Consider the following 23411-nt stretch of genomic DNA (forward strand, 5'->3'; position numbering starts at 1 on the left):
CCCACGGCTATCCCCCGGCTTTCGTGCGCCGTCGGCGACTTTTGGTAACGAGCCCCCCGCTAAAAATCCCCCCCTATATCCTCCCGGTCCAGACCCCCCACCGGCCCGCCCCCCAAAATGGGGGCGCGGCGGTCCAGTCAAGGATGATTATCAGTCCTTGGAGACGAAGCGGGACGGATGGATGTCCATCACATTGTCATCGAAGCCATGCAGCTTCGAGGAAACGATATCGTGGAAGCTGTAGTAGAGAAGCGGAATGTTGCCGACGTCATCGACAAGGATGCGCTCGGCCTCAGTGAGGTCCTTCATGCGCTCTTCCGGCTTGCCGCCGGCAGCCGCGGCCTTGTCCATGGCCGCCTCATATGCCGGGCTGACGTAGTTCGAATAGTTGTTGCCGCTGGCCTTGCGGGTGATGCCGAGGAAGGTCTCGGGATCCTTGTAGTCGGCGATCCAGGCGGCACGCGCCACGTCGTAGTTGCCCTTCTGCTCGAGGAAGGAATAGTGGGTCTTGGTATCGGTGTTGAGCAGCGTGATCTCGACGCCAAGCGGCTTCAACTGTTCCTGGATGGCAACCGCGGTGTTCTTGTGGTTTTCCGAGGTGTTGTAGCGGATCTCCATCTTCAGCGGATGCTCGGGCGTATAGCCGAGTTTCTCAAGGATCTTCTTGGCGGCGTCCTCGCGGTCGATCTGCGGCATGTCGGCGTATTTGGCCATTGCCGGCGTGTAGCCGGCGATGCCCGGAGGCACCATCGAATAGCCAGGCAGCATGGAATTCTGCCAGACCTTTTCGGCCAGGAAGTCGCGGTCGATAGCCATCGAGATGGCGTTGCGCAGCTCGACATTGTCCCAGGGCGCCTTGTCGGTCTTGATCGCGTAATAATAGGTGCCGAGATACGGTCCGACGCGGACCTGATCGCCGAACTTGGTCTTGAGGTCAGCGAGCTGTTCGGTCGGCAGGTCGCCGTAGCTGTCGAGTTCGCCTGCCTCGAAGCGCTTCATCGCCGAAGAGCGGTCTTCGGTCGGGATGTAGTTGACGACGTCCATCTTGACGGTCGCGGCATCCCAGAATTTCGGATTCTTGACCAGCTTCATGTGGTCGTTGGGAATCCACTCGGCCAATGTATAGGCGCCGTTCGAAACGAGATTGCCCGCCTTGATCCAGTCGGCGCCGAGCTTGTCGATCGAGGCCTTGTTGACCGGGTAGGTAGCCTGGTGGGTCAGCATCTCCAGGAAGTATGGCGTCGGCGCCTTCAGCGTCACTTCCAGGGTGTTGGCGTCGATCGCCTTGACTCCCATGTCCTCGGGCTTGCCTTTCTTGGTGTTGACTTCCTCGGCGTTCTTCACGGGATAGAGCATGGAAGCGTATTCGGCGGCGGTCGCCGGATCCTCCAGCCTACGGAAGGAATAAACGAAGTCGTCCGCCGTCACCGGGCTGCCATCCGACCACAAGCCGTCCTTGCGCAGCTTGAAGGTGTAGACGGTGCCGTCATCAGATACCGTCCAGCTTTCGGCGGCGCCCGGGATGAGGTTCGTCTTCTGATCGTGCATGACCAGTCCCTGGAACAGGTCGCGTATGATATCGGCTTCGTAGACGGTCGAGGTCTTGTGCGGATCGACCGTCTCCGCTTCGGCGGCGCTGCCTCTATTATAGACGGTCTCGGCAAGGGCCGGCGTCAGGAACGTGCCTGCGGCAAAGGTCATGGTCGCGGCGACAAGCGTCGCCTTCAGCATATTTTTCAGCATGAAGTCTCTCCCTGTGGCGCTGCCCATCGGCTGCGCCTTACGAGTGTTGACGCCCCGGAACCGATTTCTGGCCCCTTCGAGCGCGCCGCCGGTTCCCGTTCCGGCAGCTGGTGGCAGGAGACTAGACAGACGGAAATATTATTTCAACCGAGTCTTGCTTGACGCTAAGTGAGCATCCTCACCTTAAACCAGCCATAGCTAATCTATATTACAAGGTCCAATTGGGTGCAGCTTGTGGTTGTCCTGTATGAGTTTTGCCCTCAGCAGTTGTCATTAGCGCAACCATCTGGAAACATTCCAGGAATGCAGTTCGTGCCCAAGCTCAACGAAAGTACCTAAGAAGCCCGAATGGAAAACGTGGCGCCGGTTGCGCGGATCATGATCTTTTTTGAAGCCGGACGGCGTCCCTGAAAGATCAGCCTACCTTGCCGACAAACCAACCCAGGGCCGGCAGCAACAGCCCCTCCTCCTGCAGGACGGCACCGCCACCCAGGGCGATCGCCTCGACAAGCTGGAGATCCGGCGGCAGTCGCCAGTCGGCCGGCTTGTCGGCGAAATTGAAGACGCAGAGCAATATCTCGTCCTCGCCCTGCCGGATGAAGGCAAGGAAATCGCCGTCGGTATCGAGAAAGCGGATCGGGCCTTTGACCAGCGCCAGATGCGCCTTGCGCAAGGCGAGCATCGTCCGGTAGCCGGCGAGCACGGACTTGTCGTCGGCGTTCTGGATATCGACCGCCCGAGCGCGGTGGCTTTCCGGCACCGGCAGCCAGGGTTTTCCCGAGGAAAACCCGGCATTGTCGGCGCCCGCTTCCCAGACCATCGGTGTGCGGCAGCCGTCCCTGCCCTTTACCCCCGGCCAGAAACGGATGCCGACGGGATCGCGCAGATCCTCGAAGGTCAGTTCCGCCTCCTCCAGCCCAAGCTCTTCGCCTTGGTAGAGACAGATCGAGCCCCGCAGGCAGGAGAGCAAAGCGATAGCGAATGTCGCCACCGCATCTGGATCGCCGCCCGGCCGCGTCCAGCGGCTGACATGGCGCACGACATCGTGGTTGGAGAACGCCCAGCAGACCCAGCCGTCGGCGACAGCTGCCTCGAAGGCCTCGACGCAGCCGCGCACATGGGCGGCTGAGAATTGCGGGCCGAGCAGGTCGAAGGTGTAGCACATGTTGAGCTTGTCGCCGCCGGATGTGTAGGCGGCCAGCGTCTGCAGCGAGCGGCCTTCGTCGCCGACCTCGCCGACACTGGCGCGGCCGTCATATTCGTCGAGCAAAGCGCGGAAGCGCCTGAGGAAATCGAGGTTTTCCGGTTGCGTCTTGTCGAACAGGTGCTCCTGGAAGAGATAGGTGTTGGTTTCGCCGTTGGTGCCGGCGACGCTCGACGCCAGCGGCGGGTTGCTGCGCAGCCAGCGGTCGTGGACATAGTAGTTGACCGTATCCAGGCGGAAGCCGTCGACGCCGCGCTCGAGCCAGAACCGCACCGTCTGCAACAACGCGTCTTGAACCTCAGGATTGTGGAAGTTGAGGTCCGGCTGCGAGGCGAGGAAATTGTGCATGTAGTATTGCCGGCGGGTCGCGTCCCACTCCCAGGCCGGGCCGCCGAAGACCGACAGCCAGTTGTTGGGCGCGTTGCCGTCCGGCCTGGTGTCGGCCCAGACATACCAGTCAGCCTTGGGATTATCCTTGCTGGCACGGCTCTCTACAAACCATTCGTGCTTGTCGGAGGAGTGCGACAACACCTGATCGATGATCACCTTCAGGCCGAGCCTGTGCGCCTCGGCAACCAGCGCGTCAAAGTCGTCGAGCGTGCCGAACATCGGATCGACCGCCTGATAGTCGGAGACGTCGTAGCCCATATCGGCCATTGGCGATTTGAAGAAGGGCGACAGCCAGACGGCGTCGACGCCGAGCGAGGCGACGTGCGCCAGCCGTGAGGTGATGCCTGAGAGGTCGCCGCTGCCGTCGCCGGTGGTGTCCTGGAAGGAGCGAGGATAGATCTGGTAGATGACGCAGCCGCGCCACCAGTCGGCGCTCTGTTCGGGTCCCGGCTGGGCATTGTCGTCGGCCATCACGGACCCTTCCTGGCGCGGGCCTTTGCGGTCCGGCGCTCGATCATGAAACTGACACTGCGGCCGGGCAGCGGCCACGCGAGGTCGACCGCTTGCGCTTCAACAGCCGGCTGCCATTCAAACCCTTGCCGCGCGGGCAGCGTGAAGACGCATTGGCGGCGATCGCCATTGACGATCACAGCCAGGCGGCCCTCCCCGCCGTCGCCGAGCAGCATGACGAGGCGATGGCGCGAGCCATCGTTCCAGTCGGCTTCGCCGAGCGGCGCGCCGGTCTCGGTCAGCCAGGCGACGTCGGGCACATCAGAACCGGCCGGCGGCTCTCCGGTCAGGAAGCGCGTATCGGAAAGCGCCAGCACCGCGCGGCGCAGAGCTGCGAGCGCCGACACATGGGCTTCCAGCGCGCCGTCGCGCCCGGCCCAGTCGAGCCAGGTGATAGCATTGTCCTGCGCATAGGCGTTGTTGTTGCCCTGTTGCGTGCGGCCGAATTCGTCACCCGCCGTCAGCATGATCGTCCCTCGCGAGGCAAACAAGGTGGCAAGCAGTGCGCGCCTATCACCGGAACGGGCCTCGGCAATCGCCTTGTCGGAGGTCTCGCCCTCGACGCCATTGTTCCAGGACAGGTTCTCATTGTGGCCGTCGCGGTTCTTCTCGCCATTGGCCTGGTTGTGCTTGGCTTCATAAGCGACGATATCAGCCAGCGTCATGCCATCGTGCGCGGCGATGAAGTTGACCGTGCGGCTGGCGGATTGGCCCTCCCTGCCGAACACATCGGAGGAGCCGGCGAGCCTTGTCGCCAGCGCACCGACCGCGCCGGCATCGCCGCGCCAGAAGCGCCTGACGTCGTCGCGGTAGCGGTCGTTCCATTCGAGGTAAGGCGGCCGGAAATTGCCGAGCTGATAGCCATTCGGGCCGATGTCCCACGGCTCGGCAATCAGCACCCTGTCGGCAAGAATGGGATCGGTTGCGATGGTCTCTAGCAACGGAGCCGCCGGATCGAATACGCCAGCGACGCGGCCGAGGACCGGCGTCAGGTCGAAGCGGAAACCGTCCACGCCGGCTTGGCGGACGAAATGGCGCAGCGTGTCGAGTACCATGTCGCGAACGACCGGATGGTCGCAGGCAATGGTATTGCCGGTGCCGGTATCGTTGGCCAACCTGCCGTCCGGCTCGCTGCGGTAGTAGGCTTGATTGTCGAGGCCGCGCAGCGACAGCGTCGGCCCGAGCCGGTCACTTTCGCCGGTATGATTGAAGACGAGATCGAGGATGGTGCCAATGCCAGCCTTGCGCAGCACCCCCGCCGTATCGCGCAATTCGGCGAGGCCGCCCGGCGCCAGCCGCGGATCGAGCGCCATGAAGGTGACTGGGTTGTAGCCCCATGCGTTGCTGAGGCCGAGCGGCGGTAGATGGCGCTCATCGATCCATGCCGTCACGGGCATCAGCTCAACGGCGGAGACGCCGATCTTTCTGAGGTGTTCGAGGATGGCCGGATGCGCAAGTGCCGCAATGGTGCCGCGCTGCGCTTGGGGCACGTCCGGATGCAGTCTGGTGAAGGAACGGACATTGAGTTCGTAGATCAGACCGCCCGGCTGGAACAAAGGCGCCTTGGCCGGCAGCGGCTTGGGTAGCGCGCGGGCGACGGTCTTCGGCATCAGCGGCGCGGTATCGGTGCCTTCGTTGCGCCGGGCGGCAAGCCGCCAATGATGCTGGTAGGGCCGGTCTATCTCGACAGCGTAGGGATCAGTGAGCAGCTTGTCGGGATCGAACCACAGCCCGCGCTCCGGCGCATATTCGCCGTCGGCGCGAAAGCCGTAGCGCGTACCCGCGGCAAGGCCGGCGACGAACAGCGCATGGACGCTCTCGCCTTCCGGCTGAAGTTCGAGCCGGTCGATTTCACGGGCGCCGGTGTCGTCGAAGATCGACACCCACAGGCGCCGCGCGGACGACGACCAGGCGGCGAAGCGGATGCCTTCGGGAGTGACCGTTGCGCCGAGCTGGGTCATCGGCGCATCCTCCACCCTCCCCCTTGTGGGGAGGGTCGCGAACGAAGTGAGCGGGGTGGGGGTCGGCGCGGGGAAAGCGCTTTACGAGCACCCCCAACCCGATCCGCTGCGCGGATCGACCCTCCCCACAAGGGCGAGGGTAAAGACGTCACCACCCTCAAGTAATCACGCTCGGCTTGTTGCGCCCGGTGTGGCTCTTGATCCCGGCGATATCATCGGCAGCCGCGATCAGGTCGGCGAGCGCCTCTTGCGTGTCGAGATCATGCCGCGCTCTGTCCGGCTCGTAGCGCTCGATGTATACGCGCAGCGTAGCACCCGACGTGCCGGTGCCGGACAAACGAAACACGACACGCGAGCCGCCTTCGAACAGGATGCGGATGCCCTGGTTCTTGCTCACCGAACCGTCGACCGGATCGTGATAGGCGAAGTCGTCGGCATTGGCGATCTTCAGGCCGCGCACGCTGGTGCCGGGCAGCGAGGTCAGCTTGGCGCGCAACTCGTCGACCAGGGCGTTGGCGCGCTCGGTTTCGACCTCCTCATAGTCATGACGTGAATAGTAATTGCGGCCGTAGGTCGCCCAATGTTCGGTGACGACGTCCTTGCAGCTTTCGCCGCGCACGGCCAGGATGTTCAGCCACAACAGCACCGCCCACAGCCCGTCCTTTTCACGGACATGGTTCGAGCCGGTGCCGGCGCTTTCCTCGCCGCAGATCGTTGCCATGCCGGCATCGAGCAGATTGCCGAAGAACTTCCAACCGGTCGGCGTTTCGTAGATGCCGATGCCGAGCTGTTCGGCGACGCGGTCGGCAGCGCCGCTGGTCGGCATCGAGCGGGCGATGCCTTTGAGGCCGTCCTTGTAGCCCGGCGCCAATTGCGCATTGGCGGCAAGCATGGCCACCGAATCCGACGGGGTGACGAAAATGCCCTTGCCGATGATGAGATTGCGGTCACCGTCGCCGTCGGAAGCGGCGCCGAAATCGGGCGCATCCGGTCCCATCATCTCGTCATAGAGATGCTTGGCGTGGACCAGGTTCGGATCCGGGTGATGGCCGCCAAAATCCGGCAGCGGCTTGTAGTTGCGGCAGGTGCCATTCTCCGCGCCGAGCCGGCGCTCGAGGATTTCCTTGGCATACGGGCCGGTGACCGCATGCATGGCGTCGAAGCGCATGCGGAAGCCGTATTTGAAATTGGCGCGGATGGCGTCGAAGTCGAACAGGCTCTCCATCAATTCGGCATAGTCGGTGACCGGGTCGATAATCTCGACCGCCATGCCGCCGGCGGTCACCGTGCCGATCTTATCGATGTCGATCTGGTCGATGTCGGCGGTCTTGAAGCTCGAAATCGTCTTGGTCTTTTCGAAGATCGCGTCGGTCAGCTTTTCCGGCGCCGGGCCGCCATTGCCGGCATTGTACTTGATGCCGAAATCCTCGTGCGGGCCGCCCGGATTGTGACTGGCCGACAGGATGATGCCGCCGAAGGTCTTGTATTTGCGGATGACATGCGACGCCGCCGGCGTCGACAATATGCCGCCCTGCCCGACCATCACCTTGCCGAAGCCGTTGGCCGCCGCCATGGCGATGGCCTTCTGGATGACCTCGCGGTTGTAGAAGCGGCCGTCGCCGCCGATCACCAGCGTCTTGCGCTCAAAGCCCTCCAGCGCGTCGAAGATCGACTGGATGAAGTTCTCGGCATAGTGCTCCTGCTGAAAGACAGGCACCTTCTTGCGCAGGCCGGACGTGCCGGGTTTCTGGTCGAGATAGGGTTTGGTGGCGACGGTCCGGATCATGCTTCAGGCAACCCTTTTCGAAAGCAGCAGGCGGTAGAGTTCAACGTATTTGTCGGCGCTCTTGTCCCAGGAGACATCGGCCTTCATGCCCTGGCGCTGGATCTGTTCCCAGACGGCCGGGCTCGAATGCGCATCGACCAGCCGGCGGATGGCGTGCAGCATGGCGCCGCCACTATTGGGCGCGAACTGGAAGCCGGTGGCGACACCGGCCGAGATCGCTGCTTCATTGGCGTCGATGATGGTGTCGGCAAGGCCGCCGGTGCGGGCGACGACCGGCACGCAGCCATAGCGTAGGCCGTAAAGCTGGGTCAGCCCGCAAGGCTCGAAGCGCGACGGGATGACGATGGCGTCGCAGCCGCCCTGCATGGTGTGGGCAAGCCCCTCGTCATAGCCGACGACGACGCCGACACGGCCGCGATGGCGGGCGGTGGCAGCCAGCAGCGCGCCTTCCAGGCCGGCGTCGCCTGAGCCGAGGATCGCCAGCCGCGCGCCGGTGGCGACGACGCCGTCGACCACAGCCGCCAGTATGTCCATGCCCTTCTGCCAGGTCAGCCGGCTGACGACGCAGACGATCGGACTGTCGTCGCGCTCGAGGCTGAAACGGTCCTCGACAACCGCCCGGTTGGGAAGCCGAGCCTTGAGCGTCGCGGCGGAGTAGGCCGACACCAGATGCTTGTCGGTCTCCGGGTTCCAGATGTCGGTGTCGATGCCGTTAACGATGCCGTAGAGGTCGGAAGAGCGCATGTTGATCAGGCCGTCGAGGCCCATGCCGAATTCCGGCGAGCGGATTTCCTGGGCATAGGTGGGGCTCACCGTGGTGATCGCCCAGGCCGCCTGCAGGCCGGCCTTGAGGAAGCCGACGCCGCCATAGTATTCTACGCCGTCGAGCGCCATCGCCGCGGCCGGCAAGCCGAGCTCGCCAAAAATGCCGGCGCCGAACTGACCCTGGAAGGCAAGGTTGTGAACCGTGATCAGCGACGGCACGCCGACCGCCTTGCCGTAGCGCATATAGGCCAGCGTCATCGCCGACTGCCAGTCATGGGCGTGGACGAGATCCGGCTGGTAGCCGGAAATGGCGCCGCCGGCGATATCGCCACCGACCTGGCTCAGCGCAGCAAAACGCCGCCAATTGTCGGGCCAATCGGCGCCGGCCGCATTGCCGTAAGGGCCGCCGGGACGGTCGTAGAGATGCGGCGCGTCGAGCACGAACAGGTCGAGCCCGGCGATCTTGACGGCATGGACCGAAGCCTTGCCGCCCTGCAGCAGCGGGTATTGATAGACAGCCTTCTTTTTCTTGAAGGCGTCCATCACCTGGGGAAAGCCGGGGATGAGCGTGCGCATGGTCACGCCCTTGGCGGCCAGCGCGATCGGCAATGCGCCGGTCACGTCGGCAAGTCCGCCGGTCTTGATCAGCGGGAATATCTCGGGCGTGACCGACAGAACCTGCATGCGTTTATGGTACCCCGTCTTACAGCTTCAGCTTGTCGATCATGTCCTGCGTGACCAGGCAGATGCCCTTTTCCGAAACCCGGAAACGCTTGGCGTCGAGAACAGGGTCTTCGCCAACCACCAGCCCTTCCGGTATCCTTACACCGTGGTCGATGACGACGCGCTTCAACTTTGCGTTCCGGCCGACATGAACGTCGGGCAGCATGACGACCTCTTCCAGCGTCGAATAGGAGTTGATGCGCGCGCCGGTGAAGATCAGGCTGCGCTTCAGCGAAGCACCCGAGACGATGCAATCGCCTGAGACCAGCGAGGAGACGGCCGAACCGCGCCGGCCATCCTCGTCATGCACGAACTTTGCCGGCGGCTTCAATTCGGCATAGGTCCAGATCGGCCAGTCGCGGTCGTAGAGGTCGAGTTCGGGAGTGATGTCGGTCAGGTCGATATTGGCTTCCCAGTAGGCGTCGACCGTGCCGACATCGCGCCAATAGGCTTCGTTCTCGGCCGTCGAGCGCACGCAGGACTTGGCGAAACGGTGCGCGATCGCCTTACCGTGCTGTACGATGTAGGGGATGATGTCCTTGCCGAAGTCGCGGCTTGAACCCGGCTCGGCGGCATCGCGGCGCAGCTGCTCCATCAGGAACTTGGTCTTGAAGACATAGATGCCCATCGAAGCCAGCGCGAATTCCGGCTTGTCGGGAATGCCGGGCGGGTCGGCGGGCTTTTCGACGAACGCGATGATGTTGTCCTTGCCGTCGACATGCATGACACCGAAGCCGGTCGCTTCCAAGCGCGGCACTTCCAGGCAACCGACAGTGACGTCGGCATTGGCATCGACGTGCTGGCGCAGCATCAGCTCGTAGTCCATCTTGTAGATATGGTCGCCGGCCAGGATCACCATATATTCAGGGCCATAGGCCTCGATGATGTCGATGTTCTGGTAGACGGCGTCGGCGGTGCCTTCATACCACTGGGTTTCCGAGACACGCTGGGAGGCCGGCAGGATGTCGAAGCTTTCGTTTCGCTCCGGCCGCAGGAAGTTCCAGCCGCGCTGCAGGTGGCGGATCAGCGAATGCGCCTTATACTGGGTGGCGACACCGAGGCGGCGGATGCCGGAATTCAGCGCATTGGACAGCGCGAAATCGATGATGCGCGTCTTGCCGCCGAAATAGACAGCCGGCTTGGCGCGGCGGTCGGTCAATTCCTTGAGCCGGCTGCCGCGGCCGCCGGCCAGCACATAGGCCATGGCATCGCGCGCCAGCGGCTGGGTTCTCTTCAAGTCTGCCATCTTTACCCTCCCAAATTACCAGTCTGGAGCATCGCCCGGTCCGCAACGAGTCGACGGACCTAATCCGTAACGAGTTGACGGACCTAGTCCGCAACGAGTTCAAGCATGATCGTCGACAGCGGCGGCAAAAGCATCGTTGCCGAAATGCCTCCTCCTTCCGCCCTGGCTTCGACCACACCGCCATTGCCCTTGCCCGAACCACCGTAGTCCGAAGCGTCGGTGTTGATGATTTCGCGCCATTTGCCGACCTTGGGCAATGGCACGCGATAATTGTCGCGCGGCACTGGCGTGAAGTTGGAAATGACGGCGATCGGGTTGCCGCCGGGCGCGTTGCGCAGCCAGGCGAAGACCGAGTTTTCCTTGTCGTCGACGATCAGCCAGGAGAAGCCGTCCGGCTCGCAGTCGCGCGCATGTAGCGCCGGGCGCGAGCGATACAGATAGTTGAGATCGCGCACCGTCTGCCAGACGCCGCGATGCGGGTGGAAGTCGAGCAGGTTCCAGTCGAGCGCACGCGCCTCGCTCCACTCGCGGCGCTGGGCGAATTCCTGGCCCATGAACAACAGCTTCTTGCCGGGATACCCCCACATGAAGGCGTAAAAGGCGCGCAAAGTCGCGAACTTCTGCCAGTCGTCGCCGGCCATCTTGCCGAGCAGCGTGCCCTTGCCGTGCACGACCTCGTCATGGGACAGCGGCAGCACGAAATTCTCGGAGAAGGCGTAGGTCAGGCCGAAGGTCAGGTCATTGTGGTGATGTTTGCGGAAGATCGGCTCCTTGGCGAAATACTCCAGCGTGTCGTGCATAAAGCCCATGTTCCATTTGAAGCCGAAGCCCAGCCCGCCTTCATGCACCGGCGCCGAGACCTTCGGCCATGAAGTCGATTCCTCGGCGATGGTCATCACGCCGGGATGGTGGCCGTAGACCTCCTTGTTCATCTTCTGCAGGAAGGACACTGCTTCGAGGTTTTCGCGGCCGCCCTTCTCGTTGGGGATCCACTCGCCGGCCTTGCGCGAATAATCGAGGTAGAGCATCGAGGCCACCGCATCCACGCGCAAACCGTCGACATGGTATTTCTCGGCCCAGAACAGCGCATTGTTGACCAGGAACGACACCACCTCGCGGCGGCCGAAATTGTAGATCGCGGTGTTCCAGTCGGGATGAAAACCCTTGCGCGGATCGGCATGCTCATAGAGCGCCGTGCCGTCGAAATTGGCCAGGCCATGCGCGTCGACCGGGAAATGCGCCGGCACCCAGTCGAGGATGACGCCGACGCCGGCGCGGTGCGCACCGTCGACGAAACGGGCGAAGCCGTCGGGGTCGCCGAAGCGCGCCGAGGGGGCATAAAGTCCGGTTGTCTGATAACCCCATGACGGGTCATAGGGATGTTCGGAGATCGGCAGGAACTCGATGTGGGTGAAGCCGGTCTCGACAGCATAGGGGATGAGCTGGTTGGCGAGTTCGTCCCATGACAGGAAGCTGCCATCATCGTGCTGCTGCCACGAACCGGCATGGACCTCGTAGATCGATATGGCTTCGCGCCGCGGATCGGCCTTTCGCCAGTAATTGCGATGCGCCTCGTCGCCCCATTCATGCGCCGGCGGCACCGCCGTTACCGATGCTGTGGCCGGGCGCAGTTCAGACTTGAAGGCGAACGGATCGGCCTTGAGCGGCAGGCGCACGCCGTCGGGGGCAATGATCTCGTATTTATAGGGGTGGCCAGCGCCGATATCGGGAATGAACAGCTCCCAGATGCCGGTGTCGCGGCGGTCGCGCATCGTGTGCCGGCGGCCGTCCCATTCGTTGAAGTCGCCGACCACGGAGACGCGCCTTGCATTGGGCGCCCAGACGGCGAAATGGACGCCCGACGCGCCTTCATGGTCGAGGAGATGGGCGCCGAGCTTGTCGAACAGCCTGAGGTGCGACCCTTGCGCGATATAGTAGTCGTCCATCGGGCCGAGCACCGGGCCGAAGGAATAGGGATCGGTCAGCCACCAGTCGCCGCCGGCATTTTTGGCGTGATAGCGCAGCGGCTGACGCTTCTTGATCGACAGTCTGCCTTCGAAGAAACCGGCGTCGTCGCGCCGCGTGAGTTCGCCGGCGTTCTTGCCGGCCAGCGTGTATGCGGTGACGAACTCGGCATTGGGGACGAAGCAGCGGGCAACCAGGCTCTTGCCGGCATCATGCACGCCCAGGATTGCAAAAGGATCGCCATGCGTGCCTGCAACAATTGCGGCGACATCGCCGGCTGACGCCAGCCCGTCCGACCCGCTCGTCGTCGCGGTCGCGCGCGGTTTCTTCATCAGGCGGTGTCCCTCCCTGGGAACCAGTTCTTGTGCACAAGACCCATTGTCGTGGCCTCATGCAATCATATCAGGCGGGCACGTTCCAGATTTCTTTCGCATATTGGCGGATCGTGCGATCGGAAGAGAACCAGCCGACGCGGGCAACGTTGCGGATAGCGCGCGCGTACCAATCGGGGCTGTTGCGCCAGACGGCGTCGACATCGCGCTGGGCGGCGGCATAGGCGTCGAAATCCGCCGCCACCATGAACCAGTCGCTGTTGTAGAGACCGTCGACCAGCTCGCGGTAGCGATCCGGCTGGTCGGGCGAGAACACGCCCGACGATACTGCGGCAACAGCCTGCGCCAATTCAGGGGAGCCCTCGATCACGGCGCGCGGGTTGTAGCCATTGCTGCGCCGCTCGGCGACTTCCGCCGTGCTCAGGCCGAAGATGAAGATGTTGTCGTCGCCGACGCATTCCTTGATCTCGACATTGGCGCCGTCGAGCGTGCCTATGGTCAAGGCGCCGTTCAGCGCGAACTTCATGTTGCCGGTGCCCGACGCCTCCATGCCGGCAGTCGAAATCTGCTCGGACAGGTCGGCGGCCGGCATCATCACCTCGGCCAGGCTGACATTGTAGTTCGGCACGAACACCACTTTCAGCAGGCCGCGCACCGACGGGTCGCTGTTGATGACCTTGGCAACGTCGTTGGCCAGTTTGATGATCAGCTTGGCATTGTGGTAGCTGGGCGCCGCTTTGCCGCCGAAGAATTTGACGCGCGGCATCCAGTCCTGTTCGGGATGCGAGCGGATCTGGTCGTAGAGCGCGATCGCTTCCAGGATGTTGAGCAGCTGGCGCTTGTATTCGTGGATGCGCTTGACCTGGATGTCGAACAGCGCCGACGGGTCGAGCTTGATGCCGAGCCGGTCGGCGACCAGATTGGCGAGCTTGATCTTGTTGGAGCGCTTGACGGCGGCGAACTTGTCGCGGAAGGCGGCGTCACCGGCAAAGGCTTCGAGCCCCTTGATGGCGTCGATGTCGTCGAGGAAACGGTCCCCGATCGCCGCGCGGGCGAGCGCGGTGAGGCCTGGATTGCACTGGATCAGCCAGCGGCGTGGCGTGATTCCGTTGGTCTTGTTGTTGATGCGATCGGGATAGAGCTTGTGGAGATCGGCAAACACCGTCTCCTTCATCAGCTCGGTGTGCAACGCCGACACGCCATTGATCGAGTGCGAGCCGACAAAGGCCAGGTTACCCATGCGCACGCGGCGGTCGCCATTTTCCTGGATCAGCGAGATGCGGCTGATCTGCTCATTGGAAAACTGGTTGGTGGCGCGGGCCTCAAGCAAAACCTGCGCATTGATGGCGTAGACGATCTGCATATGGCGCGGCAAAAGCCGTTCGAACAGCGGCACCGGCCAGCTTTCCAGCGCCTCCGGTAGCAGCGTGTGGTTGGTGTAGCCGAAGGTGCGCTTGGTAATATCCCAGGCCTGGTCGAAATCCATGCCATGGACGTCCATCAGCAGGCGCATCAGCTCCGGCACGGCGATCGCCGGATGGGTGTCGTTGAGATGGATCGCCGCCTTGTCGGGCAGCGAGGCGAGATCGCCATACTGGCTGAGATGGCGCTGGACGATGTCCTGCAGCGACGCGGTGGAGAAGAAATATTCCTGCCGCAGCCGCAGTTCCTGGCCGGCCTTGTGGGAATCTGCGGGGTAAAGCACACGCGACAAGGCATCGGCCTTGTTGCTTTCGGCCAGCGCGCCGATGTGGTCGCCGGCGTTAAACTTGTCGAGCAGGATCGGATCGATCGGCATGCCGGACCAAAGCCGCAGCGTGTTGACGCGGTTGGCGCGCCAGCCGACCACCGGGGTGTCGTAGGCGACGGCCTGGACATGCTCGGTCGGCTTCCAGACGTGACGTTCGAGCCGGCCATCCTTGGAGGTGATCGATTCCACCGAGCCGCCGAAGCCGACCTCGAAGGCGCGTTCGCGGCGCTCGAACTCCCATGGGTTGCCGTGGTCGAGCCAGGTTTCGGGCAGTTCGACCTGCCAGCCATCATGGATCTCCTGGCGGAACATGCCGTTGGCGTAGCGAATGCCGTAGCCATGCGCGGGAATGTCGACGGTCGCCATGCTTTCCATGAAGCAGGCGGCGAGCCGGCCAAGACCGCCATTGCCGAGCGCTGCATCCGGTTCGAGCCCGGCGATGAGGTCGAGGTCGACGCCCAGCGACTTGAGCGCTTCTCGCATATTGTCCATCAGGCCGAGATTGGAGAAGGCATCGCGCATAAGCCGGCCGATGAGGAATTCGAGCGACAGGTAATAGACGCGCTTTTCCTGCTGGGCGTAGGCCTCCTGCGTCGCCTGCATCCAGTGATCGACGATGCGGTCGCGCACGACCTTGATCGAGGCGGTCAGCCAATCATATTGCGTAGCAACGGACGTGCCTTTGCCGACCCGGTATTTGAGAGCCAGCAAGACTTCGTCGGCCAGCGTCTTGGGATCGGGTATTTCGAGATCGGGGGCTTTGGCTGTCATTGTTCGCGTCATACTGCCTCTCGTGATCGTGCTGCGATCATACCGGCTTTCGCTCTCAGTCCCAGCCTATCCTAGTGCATCGCAACATACGTTCAATCGATTTAGACCAGCATGCCGCCAGTTCCCCTGCGGCAATTTATCCGTCGAGCGGATCAGGCAGCGAGTGCAGCCTCCGGCGGAACCTTCGCTCCCGTCATGAAGGCGACGGCGTCGGACATGGTATATTGCTTGGGATCGATGACGCAGAGGCGACGTCCCAGCCGATGGATATGGATACGGTCGGCCACTTCGAAGACATGCGGCATGTTGTGCGAGATCAGCACGATCGGCAGGCCTCTTTTCTTGACATCGAGGATCAGTTCCAGCACGCGGCGGCTCTCCTTGACGCCGAGTGCCGCGGTCGGCTCGTCCATGATCACCACGCGGCTGCCGAAAGCGGCGGCGCGCGCCACCGCCACGCCCTGACGCTGGCCGCCCGACAGCGTTTCCACCGCCTGGCTGATGTTCTGGATGGTCATCAGGCCAAGCTCGGTCAGCTTGTCGCGGGCGCGCTTTTCCATTGCCGGCCGGTCGAGCATACGAAGCCAGTCGCCGAGGAAGCCGGGTTTGCGGATCTCGCGGCCGAGGAACATGTTGTCGGCGATCGACAGGGCCGGCGACAAAGCCAGGTTTTGGTAGACCGTCTCGATGCCCGCCTCGCGCGCCTCCATGGGCGATTTAAAAGCGACAGCCTTGCCTTCAAGACGGATCTCGCCTTCGTCGGGCACGGCGGCGCCGGAAATCGCCTTGATCAGCGATGATTTGCCGGCGCCATTGTCTCCGATGACGGCCAGGATTTCGCCGGGGTAGAGGTCGAAGTCGGCATTGTCGAGGGCGGTGACACGGCCATAGCGCTTGATCAGGCCGCGCGCGGTGAGGATGGGTTCCACGGTCATGCCGAAACCTTTCTGATCCATTGGTCGATCGCCACGGCGCCGATGATCAGCACACCGGTGAGCAGCACCTTCCATTGCGGATCGGCGCCCAGCATGTTGAGGCCCATCGAGACGACGCCGACGATCATCGCGCCGAAAAGCGTGCCCAGAATTGAGCCGCGCCCGCCGAACAGTGAAATGCCGCCGATCACCGTCGCAGTTATCGCCTGCAGGTTGTAGTCGGTGACGGCGGCTGACGGTGAGATCGAGCCGTTGCGGCCGATGGAAACCCAGGCAGCGAAAGCTGCGATCAACCCGGCAAGGGTGTAGACCGTCATCAACACCTTCTTGGTCTGGATGCCAGACAGCTTCGCCGCCTCCTGATCATCGCCAACGGCGTAGACGTGGCGGCCCCAGGCGGTGTGATTGAGCACGTACCAGAGGATCAAAACGAGCACGACCGTGGCGATGACGCCCAGTGTCAGCACCGCCGTGCCGATCTTGAAACTCAGGGCAAAGAGATGCAGCAGCGGCGCCTGGGCGTCGACGTCGGTATCGCGGATCGTCTCGTTGGCCGAATAGATGAAGTTGGTCGCCATGACGATGTTCCAGGTGCCGAGCGTGACGATGAACGGCGGCAGCTTCATGTAGGCGACCAGCAAACCGTTGAGCAGGCCGCAGGCTGCGCCGGCGGCAAGCCCGATGGGCACTGCGAGCACGGCCGGCATGCCGTAGCTGACCGCGCAATTGCCCATGATCACGGCCGAAATCACCATGATCACGCCGATCGACAGGTCGATGCCGGCGGTCAGGATGACCAGTGTCTGCGCGGCACCGAGGATGCCGACGATGGCGATCTGCTGCAGGATCAGCGTCAGCGTATAGGATGAGAAGAAACGCCCGCCAATGGCGATGCCGAAAATTACGATCGACAGGACCAGCACAATCAGCGGCACCGCCGCCGGCGTGGAGTGCAGGAAATGCTGGATGCGCTTGACGGCCGATTTGTGCTCGTCAAAGGCGGCAACGCTTGTGTCGCTGCTCGAGAGAACCTTCTCGAATTCCTGTGCTTGAGCCATGTTTCCTCCCCTGGGCTTCAGCTCCATGCCGATACCCGCTCGCGCCTGTCCGGTCTGCTGCCGGGATTATTCGCGTGACGCATCGTCCACCCGAAGCGGCCGGGGATCAAGCCCCCGGCCGTCAGCTTGTCGCTGGCTGTCAGACAGCCATCAGCCCCAGCACTTGGCGAGGCCTTCCTTGGTGTCGATCGACTTCACGCCATTGGCCGGCTTGTCGGTGACGAGGTTGACGCCGGTGTCGAAGAAGTTCTTGCCTTCGGTCGGCTTAGGCTTGGCGCCGTCCTTGGCGAAGGCGGCGATCGCCTCGATGCCGAGTGCCGCCATCTGCAGCGGGTATTGCTGCGAGGTGGCGCCAATGACGCCTTCGGTCACCGACTTCACACCGGGACAGCCGCCATCGACCGAGACGATCAGCACCTGGCTTTCGAGCCCGACCGCCTTGAGCGCCTGGTAGGCGCCGACAGCGGCGGGCTCGTTGATGGTGTGGATGACGGTGATTGAGTTGTCCTTCTGCAGAAGGTTTTCCATCGCCTTGCGGCCGCCTTCTTCATTGCCGTTGGTGACGTCGTGGCCGACGATGCGGGCATCGTCCTCATCGCCGATCTTGTTGGGATCCTTCACGTCGATGCCGAAGCCCATCATGAAGCCCTGGTCGCGCAGCACATCCACGGTCGGCTGTGAGGGGGTCAGGTCGAGGAAGCCGATCTTGGCGTCCTTGGCCTTGTCGCCGAGGGTCGCGGCTGCCCAGGCGCCGATCAGCTTGCCGGCTTCCAGATTGTCCGTCGCGAAGGTCGCGTCGGCGGCATCGATCGGGTCCAGCGGGGTATCGAGCGCGATCACCAGCAGGCCGGCGTCACGCGCCTTCTTCACCGTCGGCACAATGCCCTTGGTGTCGGACGCGGTGATCAGGATGCCCTTGGCGCCGTCGGCGATGCAGCTTTCGATCGCCGCCACCTGGCTCTCGCTATCGCCGTCGATCTTGCCGGCATAGGTCTTGAGGTCGACGCCAAGTTCCTTGGCCTTGGCGGTCGCGCCCTCCTTCATCTTGACGAAGAAGGGGTTGGTGTCGGTCTTGGTGATCAGGCAGGCGCCGACGCCGGCGGCCGATGCTGTCGAAGCAAACGCCATCAGGCCGAGGCCCGCCGCGGCGAACACGGTGGACTTCAATAAAGCTTTGGTCACGATCTTCCTCCCATGGAACCATGCGGATGCCGCCAACCGGCATCTCGAGCGCATCCACTGAAGTTCTCCCAGTGTGGACGCGCCCTCAAATGACACCAGCGGGAGCCGCCTGTCAATAATTAAATCACTCTTATTTATTATTGACAGCTTTGCGCGGTTCACTCATTCTGCCGCAAAAGCAGTAAGAATAAACCAAGGGAAGGAACAAGGGTGGAGACCGGCATTGCGAGGCACGGTTCGCCCGAGGCGGCCGCCAGCCGTCTCCACCGTGGCACCAACCAGAGCGGCATGCGCGACCACAATGAGCGGCTGGTGCTGTCGTTGGTTCGCCAGCACGGCAGCTTGGCCAAATCAGACATTGCGCGCATGACCGGGCTTTCAGCGCAGACCGTCTCGGTCATCATGCGCGAACTGGAGGAAGACAGCCTGCTGCTGCGCCAGGCGCCGTTGCGCGGCAAGATCGGCCAGCCCTCCATCCCGATGGCGCTGAACCCCGAAGGCGCCTTCTTCATCGGCCTCAAGATCGGCCGCCGCAGCGCCGAACTGGTGCTGATCGATTTCCTCGGAACTGTGCGTTCCATGCTGCAGCACTCCTACCGCTATCCGGCGCCGCGCGAGACGGTTGAGTTCGTCACCGAAGGCATGAAGACGATGCGCGCCGAACTGACACCTGCGCAGGACAAGCGCATTGCCGGGCTCGGCATCGCCATGCCGTTCGAACTGTGGAACTGGGCCGACACCGCCGGCGCGCCGCGCGACATCATGGACGAATGGCGCCATCGCGACATCCGTGCCGACATCCAGGCGCAGTGCGAATTCCCGGTCTATCTGCAGAATGACGCCACCTCCGCCTGCGGCGCCGAACTGGTGTTCGGCCAGACCGGCGGCTCGCGCGACTTCGTCTATTTCTATATCGGCGCCTTTGCCGGCGGCGGCATCGTGCTCAACGGCCGGCTGTTCGGCGGGCCAACCGGAAATGCCGGGGCGCTGGGTTCGATGCCGGTGCCGGGACCAGACGGCAAGCCGACGCAGCTCATCGACGTCGCCTCGATCGCCATGCTGGAAAAGGCGCTTAACGCACGCGGCATTGACGGCTCCTATCTCTGGACCTCGCCGCAGGAATGGGGCGAGATCGGCGCCGATCTGGACGACTGGATTGCCACCGCCTCGCAGGCGCTTGCCTACGCCATTGTCGCGGCGTCCTCGGTGATCGATTTCGAGGCCGCGGTGATCGATGGCTGGATGCCGCTCGCCGTACGCCGCCGGCTCGTCGATGCCGTCAGGCAGGCGATCGGCACCATTGACGGCGAAGGCCTGAAGCTTCCGGTGGTGCGCGAAGGCACCGTCGGCATCCATGCCCGGGCGCTGGGCGGCGCCAGCCTGCCGCTGTCCGAACGCTTCCTCATCGGTTCGACCACCATTTCCCGGAGCACCTGAATGCTGATCGGTATTCCGTCGCTGCTCGGTCCGGAGCTTCTGGCGACATTGCGCGCCATGGGCCATGGCGACGAGATCGCGCTTGTCGACGGCAACTATCCGGCGGAAGAACAGGCAAACCGGCTGATCCGCGCCGACGGTCTTCACCTCATACCGGTGCTTGACGCCATTTTGAGCGTTCTGCCGGTGGATGATTTCGTGCCGGAAGCGCTGTTTCGTGCCTCGGTCAAAGGCGATCCCTCGGTCGCCGATCCGGTCCACCATGAAATCGAAACGATCTGCACCAGGCGCGCGCCGGGCCGCAAGGTGGTTGCGCTGGCGGGCGCCGACTTCTATGCACGCGTCCGGTCGGCATATGCGATCGTCGCCACCAGCGAACCCCGGCTCTATGCCAACATCATCATCCGCAAGGGCGTGATCTATCCGCCGGAGAACAAGAAATCATGATCCTCTGCTGCGGCGAAGCCCTGATCGACATGCTGCCGCGCACCACGACACAGGGAGAGCCGGCCTTTGCGCCCTATGTCGGCGGCGCGGTGTTCAACACGGCGATCGCGCTTGGCCGCCTCGGCGCGCCCGCCGGCTTCTTTTCCGGCCTGTCGTCGGATCTGTTCGGCGGCCAGTTCCGCGAGGCGCTCGGCGCAAGCAAGGTCAGCTCCACCTATGCGCACACCTCCCCTCGCCCGACCACGCTCGCCTTCGTGCGGCTCACCAACGGCCAGGCGACCTACACTTTCTATGACGAAAACACCGCCGGGCGCATGCTGACGACAGCGGACCTGCCGGAACTCGGCGCCGAGATCGAAGCCATGCTGTTTGGCGCCATCAGCCTGATTTCGGATCCGGCGGGTGCTGCCTACGAAGAATTCATGAAACGCGAGCACGAACGCCGCGTCATGATGCTCGACCCCAACATCCGGCCGAACTTCATCCCCGACAAAGCCAAGCACCTCCGGCGCATCCGCTCGATGATGGCGATGGCCGACATCGTGAAGCTATCGGATGAGGATCTGCACTGGTTCGGCGAGGCCGGCTCGCATGAGGACGTCATCCGCAACTGGCTGGATCGCGGCCCGAAGCTGATCGTCGTTACCCACGGCAGCGAAGGTGCCGTCGGCTACAGCAGGGAACACAAGGTCACGGTGACGCCTGAGAAAGTCGAGGTGGTCGACACGGTCGGCGCCGGCGACACTTTCAATGCCGGCATTCTGGCCTCGCTGCACGAGCAAGGCCTGCTCACCAAGGCCGGGATCGGCGGCCTTTCGGAGGACGCCATCCGTCAGGCGCTGGCCCTCGGCGCCAAAGCGGCGGCGGTGACCGTGTCGCGGGCCGGCGCCAACCCGCCCTGGCGGCACGAAATCGCCTGATCCACGCTTAGTCCGCCGCCAGCCGCTGCAAGCAGCCGATCACTTTATGTTTCCGCGAGCCGGAAAGACGGACTGATCAGCCGGATTAATAGGTGGCGAAGCCCGGATTTCCGGCATCTTGCGGCAATGCAGGGAAAGCCTGAAGTAACAGGCTGCGACACCTAGACAACCCGTCCCGCGGCCGGTCCGGCTTTCTAGACCGACCCAACTCTGGTACCAGCGGCCCGGTTAAGTTGTTGTTTCTGTGCGTGTCGTTGGGGCGGCCCGCACCACACCGTTTTGAGGCCGACATGCAATTCATCGATCTTGGCGCGCAGCGCGAACGTATCCGCGACCGGCTGAAGGCCGCGATCGACAATGTCGTCGAGGAAGGCCGCTATATCCTAGGGCCGCAAGTCACCGAATTCGAAAACAAGCTCGCAGCCTATATCGGCACCAAGCATGTCGTGGCCTGCGCCAACGGCACCGACGCGCTGCTGTTGCCGCTGTTTGCCGCCGGTATCGGCCCCGGCGACGCGGTGTTCGTGCCGAGCTTCACCTTTGCCGCGACGGCGGAAGTGGTGGCGCTTGCCAAGGCCGAACCGGTGTTCGTCGATGTCAACGCCGAGACCTACAACATCGACATCGCCAGCCTCGAGGCGGCGATCGCCATGATCCAGAAGGAAGGCCGGCTGAAGCCGAAGGCGATCATTCCCGTCGATCTGTTCGGGCTTGCCGCCGACTACGACGCGATCATGGCGATTGCCAAGCGCGAAGGGCTGCTGGTGATCGAGGATGCGGCGCAGTCGATCGGCGGTTCGGCCGACGGCACAATGTGCGGCGCCTTCGGCCATGTCGGCTCGACCAGCTTTTATCCGGCCAAGCCGCTGGGCTGCTACGGCGATGGCGGCGCGATGTTCACCAATGACGACGCGCTGGCCGACCAGCTGCGCTCGTTTGCGTTCCACGGTAAGGGCGAGACGCAGTATGACAATGTCCGCGTCGGCATCAATTCACGCCTCGACACGATCCAGGCGGCGATCCTGATCGAGAAACTCGCCATCCTCGAAGACGAGATGGTCGCCCGCCAGGTGGTGGCCAAGCGCTACGCCGAAGGTCTCGGCGACATCGTCAAGACGTCACGCAATCTGGGCGGTGGCCGCTCGGCCTGGGCGCAATACGCCATCGAGACGCCGAAGCGCGACGGGTTGAGGGCGCATCTCGGCGAAAAGGGCATCCCTTCGGTGATCTATTATGTGAAGCCGCTGCACGAGCAGGTCGCCTATCGCGACTATCCGCGCACGCCGACCGGGCTTGCGGTTTCGGAGGAACTGCCGAAGCGCATCCTGTGCCTGCCGATGCATCCCTATCTCAGCGAAGCCGACCAGGACCGCATCATCGAGACGATCCGCAACTACATTGGCTCGAACTCGGCGCATGTAGCGGCGGCGTAAGTTACGCCGCGTCCGCCGCCTTCCCGCTCGCAATAAAATGCGGGTTGGCGAAATCCTCGTCGTCGCTCTGTTTGCGCTTGCCATAGGTGAGCGGCTCGCCGTCCAGGGTGCGCGTCATGCCGCCGGCGGCGCGCAGCACGGCGTCACCGGCCGCCGTGTCCCATTCCATGGTGCGGCCGAAGCGCGGATAGATGTCGGCTTCGGCTGCGGCGAGCAGGCAGAATTTCAGCGATGAGCCGACCGAGACGATCTCGGCGGCGCCGAGGTCCTTGATGAAGGCTTCGGTCTCCGGCGTGTTGTGCGAGCGGCTGGCAACGACCGCCAGCGGCGTGACCGCCCTCCTGACCGAAATCCGCCGGCGGCCGACGATACGGAAGTCGCCATCGACCTCGATTGCTTCGGCCCAGCCCGGCCGTCCAGAGAAGAACCGCCCGCTGCACGGTGCGAAGACGACGCCGATCTCCGGCACGCCGTGCCGGACAAGCGCGATGTTGACGGTGAAATCGGTCCGGCGGTTGACGAATTCCTTCGTTCCATCGAGCGGATCGATCAGGAAGAAGGCGCCATCCAGATCGGGCGGCACAATGCCTTCGGCGACCTCTTCCTCGGCCACGCAGGGAATATCGGGATAGGCCGCACGCAGGCCGGCGAGGATGATCGTCTCGCTCTCGCGGTCGGCTTCCGTGACCGGCGAGGAGTCCGACTTGCTGTCGACCGCGCAGCCGGCCTTGAAGACCCGCATCACCTCGCGTCCGGGGTGGGGCGGCCCGGGCGGCGGGCCCGCGGCGCCGACAACGTGGGGGGAGGGCGCCCCGCCGGGGAGATTTTGTGTGGGGCATTGGGGGCGGCGAAT

16 protein-coding genes are annotated in these 23411 nt (G+C 63.4%); 4 read left to right on the plus strand and 12 right to left on the minus strand.

All coding sequences use genetic code 11. The annotated features are described in order from the left end of the window. Positions 1-150: 150 nt before the first annotated feature. The 11 genes from NKH35_RS27765 to NKH35_RS27815 all read right to left on the minus strand — a co-directional run bounded on the left by NKH35_RS27765 (position 151) and on the right by NKH35_RS27815 (position 18267). Entirely contained in the window at positions 151-1743 is a 1593-nt protein-coding gene (locus tag NKH35_RS27765) for a peptide ABC transporter substrate-binding protein (protein WP_023670734.1), read from the minus strand. A 415-nt stretch (positions 1744-2158) separates the two neighbouring features. Then, positions 2159-3808, minus strand: a complete 1650-nt coding sequence (gene bglA, locus NKH35_RS27770; RefSeq protein ID WP_023687202.1) for a beta-galactosidase BglA — start codon at positions 3806-3808, stop codon at positions 2159-2161. Then, positions 3808-5808 (minus strand): glycogen debranching protein GlgX, encoded by a 2001-nt coding sequence (glgX, locus tag NKH35_RS27775; protein ID WP_352917060.1) that lies wholly within the window; start codon positions 5806-5808, stop codon positions 3808-3810. Before glgX ends, bglA begins: the two co-directional genes overlap by 1 nt. A gap of 157 nt (positions 5809-5965) precedes the next feature. After that, complete coding sequence (locus NKH35_RS27780) at positions 5966-7594, minus strand: alpha-D-glucose phosphate-specific phosphoglucomutase (protein ID WP_352917062.1); 1629 nt, start codon at positions 7592-7594, stop codon at positions 5966-5968. Between the two features lie 3 nt (positions 7595-7597). Then, positions 7598-9043 (minus strand): glycogen synthase GlgA, encoded by a 1446-nt coding sequence (gene glgA, locus NKH35_RS27785; RefSeq protein WP_352917063.1) that lies wholly within the window; start codon positions 9041-9043, stop codon positions 7598-7600. 19 nt (positions 9044-9062) lie between these two features. Further along, positions 9063-10328 (minus strand): glucose-1-phosphate adenylyltransferase, encoded by a 1266-nt coding sequence (gene glgC, locus NKH35_RS27790; RefSeq protein WP_023715696.1) that lies wholly within the window; start codon positions 10326-10328, stop codon positions 9063-9065. An 83-nt stretch (positions 10329-10411) separates the two neighbouring features. Beyond that, on the minus strand, positions 10412-12625 hold the full coding sequence (gene glgB / locus NKH35_RS27795) for a 1,4-alpha-glucan branching protein GlgB (RefSeq protein ID WP_352917065.1): 2214 nt from the start codon (positions 12623-12625) through the stop codon (positions 10412-10414). Between the two features lie 70 nt (positions 12626-12695). Beyond that, positions 12696-15158 carry a glycogen/starch/alpha-glucan phosphorylase gene (locus NKH35_RS27800; protein WP_023692757.1) on the minus strand — a complete coding sequence of 821 codons (2463 nt, stop codon included), beginning with the start codon at positions 15156-15158 and terminating at the stop codon, positions 12696-12698. 140 nt (positions 15159-15298) lie between these two features. Beyond that, complete coding sequence (locus tag NKH35_RS27805) at positions 15299-16081, minus strand: ATP-binding cassette domain-containing protein (RefSeq protein WP_023670726.1); 783 nt, start codon at positions 16079-16081, stop codon at positions 15299-15301. Next, complete coding sequence (locus tag NKH35_RS27810; protein WP_023670725.1) at positions 16078-17139, minus strand: ABC transporter permease; 1062 nt, start codon at positions 17137-17139, stop codon at positions 16078-16080. Before NKH35_RS27810 ends, NKH35_RS27805 begins: the two co-directional genes overlap by 4 nt. 150 nt (positions 17140-17289) lie before the next feature. After that, the gene (locus NKH35_RS27815; protein ID WP_081725578.1) at positions 17290-18267 is read right to left on the minus strand and encodes a sugar ABC transporter substrate-binding protein; all 978 of its coding nucleotides are present in this window, start codon (positions 18265-18267) and stop codon (positions 17290-17292) included. 264 nt (positions 18268-18531) lie between these two features. Here NKH35_RS27815 and NKH35_RS27820 point away from each other — a divergent pair, with 264 nt between their 5' ends. The 4 genes from NKH35_RS27820 (at position 18532) to NKH35_RS27835 (ending at position 22558) form a co-directional block, all read left to right on the plus strand. Further along, the gene (locus tag NKH35_RS27820; protein WP_023819227.1) at positions 18532-19758 is read left to right on the plus strand and encodes an ROK family transcriptional regulator; all 1227 of its coding nucleotides are present in this window, start codon (positions 18532-18534) and stop codon (positions 19756-19758) included. Continuing rightward, positions 19759-20205: an RbsD/FucU family protein gene (locus NKH35_RS27825; RefSeq protein ID WP_023715700.1), complete on the plus strand. Its 447-nt coding sequence runs from the start codon at positions 19759-19761 to the stop codon at positions 20203-20205. It abuts the gene before it with no gap. Next, a complete protein-coding gene (locus NKH35_RS27830) occupies positions 20202-21125 on the plus strand; it encodes a carbohydrate kinase family protein (protein WP_352917066.1) in 924 nt (307 codons plus the stop codon). Before NKH35_RS27825 ends, NKH35_RS27830 begins: the two co-directional genes overlap by 4 nt. 290 nt (positions 21126-21415) lie before the next feature. Continuing rightward, complete coding sequence (locus NKH35_RS27835; RefSeq protein WP_352723761.1) at positions 21416-22558, plus strand: DegT/DnrJ/EryC1/StrS family aminotransferase; 1143 nt, start codon at positions 21416-21418, stop codon at positions 22556-22558. A 1-nt stretch (position 22559) separates the two neighbouring features. Here the strand turns inward: NKH35_RS27835 and cysQ are convergent, their stop codons facing one another. After that, entirely contained in the window at positions 22560-23300 is a 741-nt protein-coding gene (gene cysQ / locus NKH35_RS27840) for a 3'(2'),5'-bisphosphate nucleotidase CysQ (RefSeq protein ID WP_352917068.1), read from the minus strand. Between the last annotated feature and the right edge of the window lie 111 nt (positions 23301-23411).

Source organism: Mesorhizobium sp. M1143 (genome assembly GCF_040318435.1).
GTDB lineage: Bacteria > Pseudomonadota > Alphaproteobacteria > Rhizobiales > Rhizobiaceae > Mesorhizobium.

What these genes read in the sequence shown, in the direction of transcription:
- NKH35_RS27800 (WP_023692757.1), bottom strand. Translation starts at nt 15,158, where the DNA reads ATGACGCGAACAATGACAGCCAAAGCCCCCGATCTCGAAATACCCGAT.
- glgA (WP_352917063.1), bottom strand. Translation starts at nt 9,043, where the DNA reads ATGCAGGTTCTGTCGGTCACGCCCGAGATATTCCCGCTGATCAAGACC.
- glgB (WP_352917065.1), bottom strand. Translation starts at nt 12,625, where the DNA reads ATGAAGAAACCGCGCGCGACCGCGACGACGAGCGGGTCGGACGGGCTG.
- NKH35_RS27830 (WP_352917066.1), top strand. Translation starts at nt 20,202, where the DNA reads ATGATCCTCTGCTGCGGCGAAGCCCTGATCGACATGCTGCCGCGCACC.
- glgC (WP_023715696.1), bottom strand. Translation starts at nt 10,328, where the DNA reads ATGGCAGACTTGAAGAGAACCCAGCCGCTGGCGCGCGATGCCATGGCC.
- NKH35_RS27815 (WP_081725578.1), bottom strand. Translation starts at nt 18,267, where the DNA reads ATGGCGTTTGCTTCGACAGCATCGGCCGCCGGCGTCGGCGCCTGCCTG.
- NKH35_RS27780 (WP_352917062.1), bottom strand. Translation starts at nt 7,594, where the DNA reads ATGATCCGGACCGTCGCCACCAAACCCTATCTCGACCAGAAACCCGGC.
- NKH35_RS27765 (WP_023670734.1), bottom strand. Translation starts at nt 1,743, where the DNA reads ATGCTGAAAAATATGCTGAAGGCGACGCTTGTCGCCGCGACCATGACC.
- NKH35_RS27805 (WP_023670726.1), bottom strand. Translation starts at nt 16,081, where the DNA reads ATGACCGTGGAACCCATCCTCACCGCGCGCGGCCTGATCAAGCGCTAT.
- NKH35_RS27825 (WP_023715700.1), top strand. Translation starts at nt 19,759, where the DNA reads ATGCTGATCGGTATTCCGTCGCTGCTCGGTCCGGAGCTTCTGGCGACA.
- glgX (WP_352917060.1), bottom strand. Translation starts at nt 5,808, where the DNA reads ATGACCCAGCTCGGCGCAACGGTCACTCCCGAAGGCATCCGCTTCGCC.
- bglA (WP_023687202.1), bottom strand. Translation starts at nt 3,808, where the DNA reads ATGGCCGACGACAATGCCCAGCCGGGACCCGAACAGAGCGCCGACTGG.
- NKH35_RS27810 (WP_023670725.1), bottom strand. Translation starts at nt 17,139, where the DNA reads ATGGCTCAAGCACAGGAATTCGAGAAGGTTCTCTCGAGCAGCGACACA.
- cysQ (WP_352917068.1), bottom strand. Translation starts at nt 23,300, where the DNA reads ATGCGGGTCTTCAAGGCCGGCTGCGCGGTCGACAGCAAGTCGGACTCC.
- NKH35_RS27835 (WP_352723761.1), top strand. Translation starts at nt 21,416, where the DNA reads ATGCAATTCATCGATCTTGGCGCGCAGCGCGAACGTATCCGCGACCGG.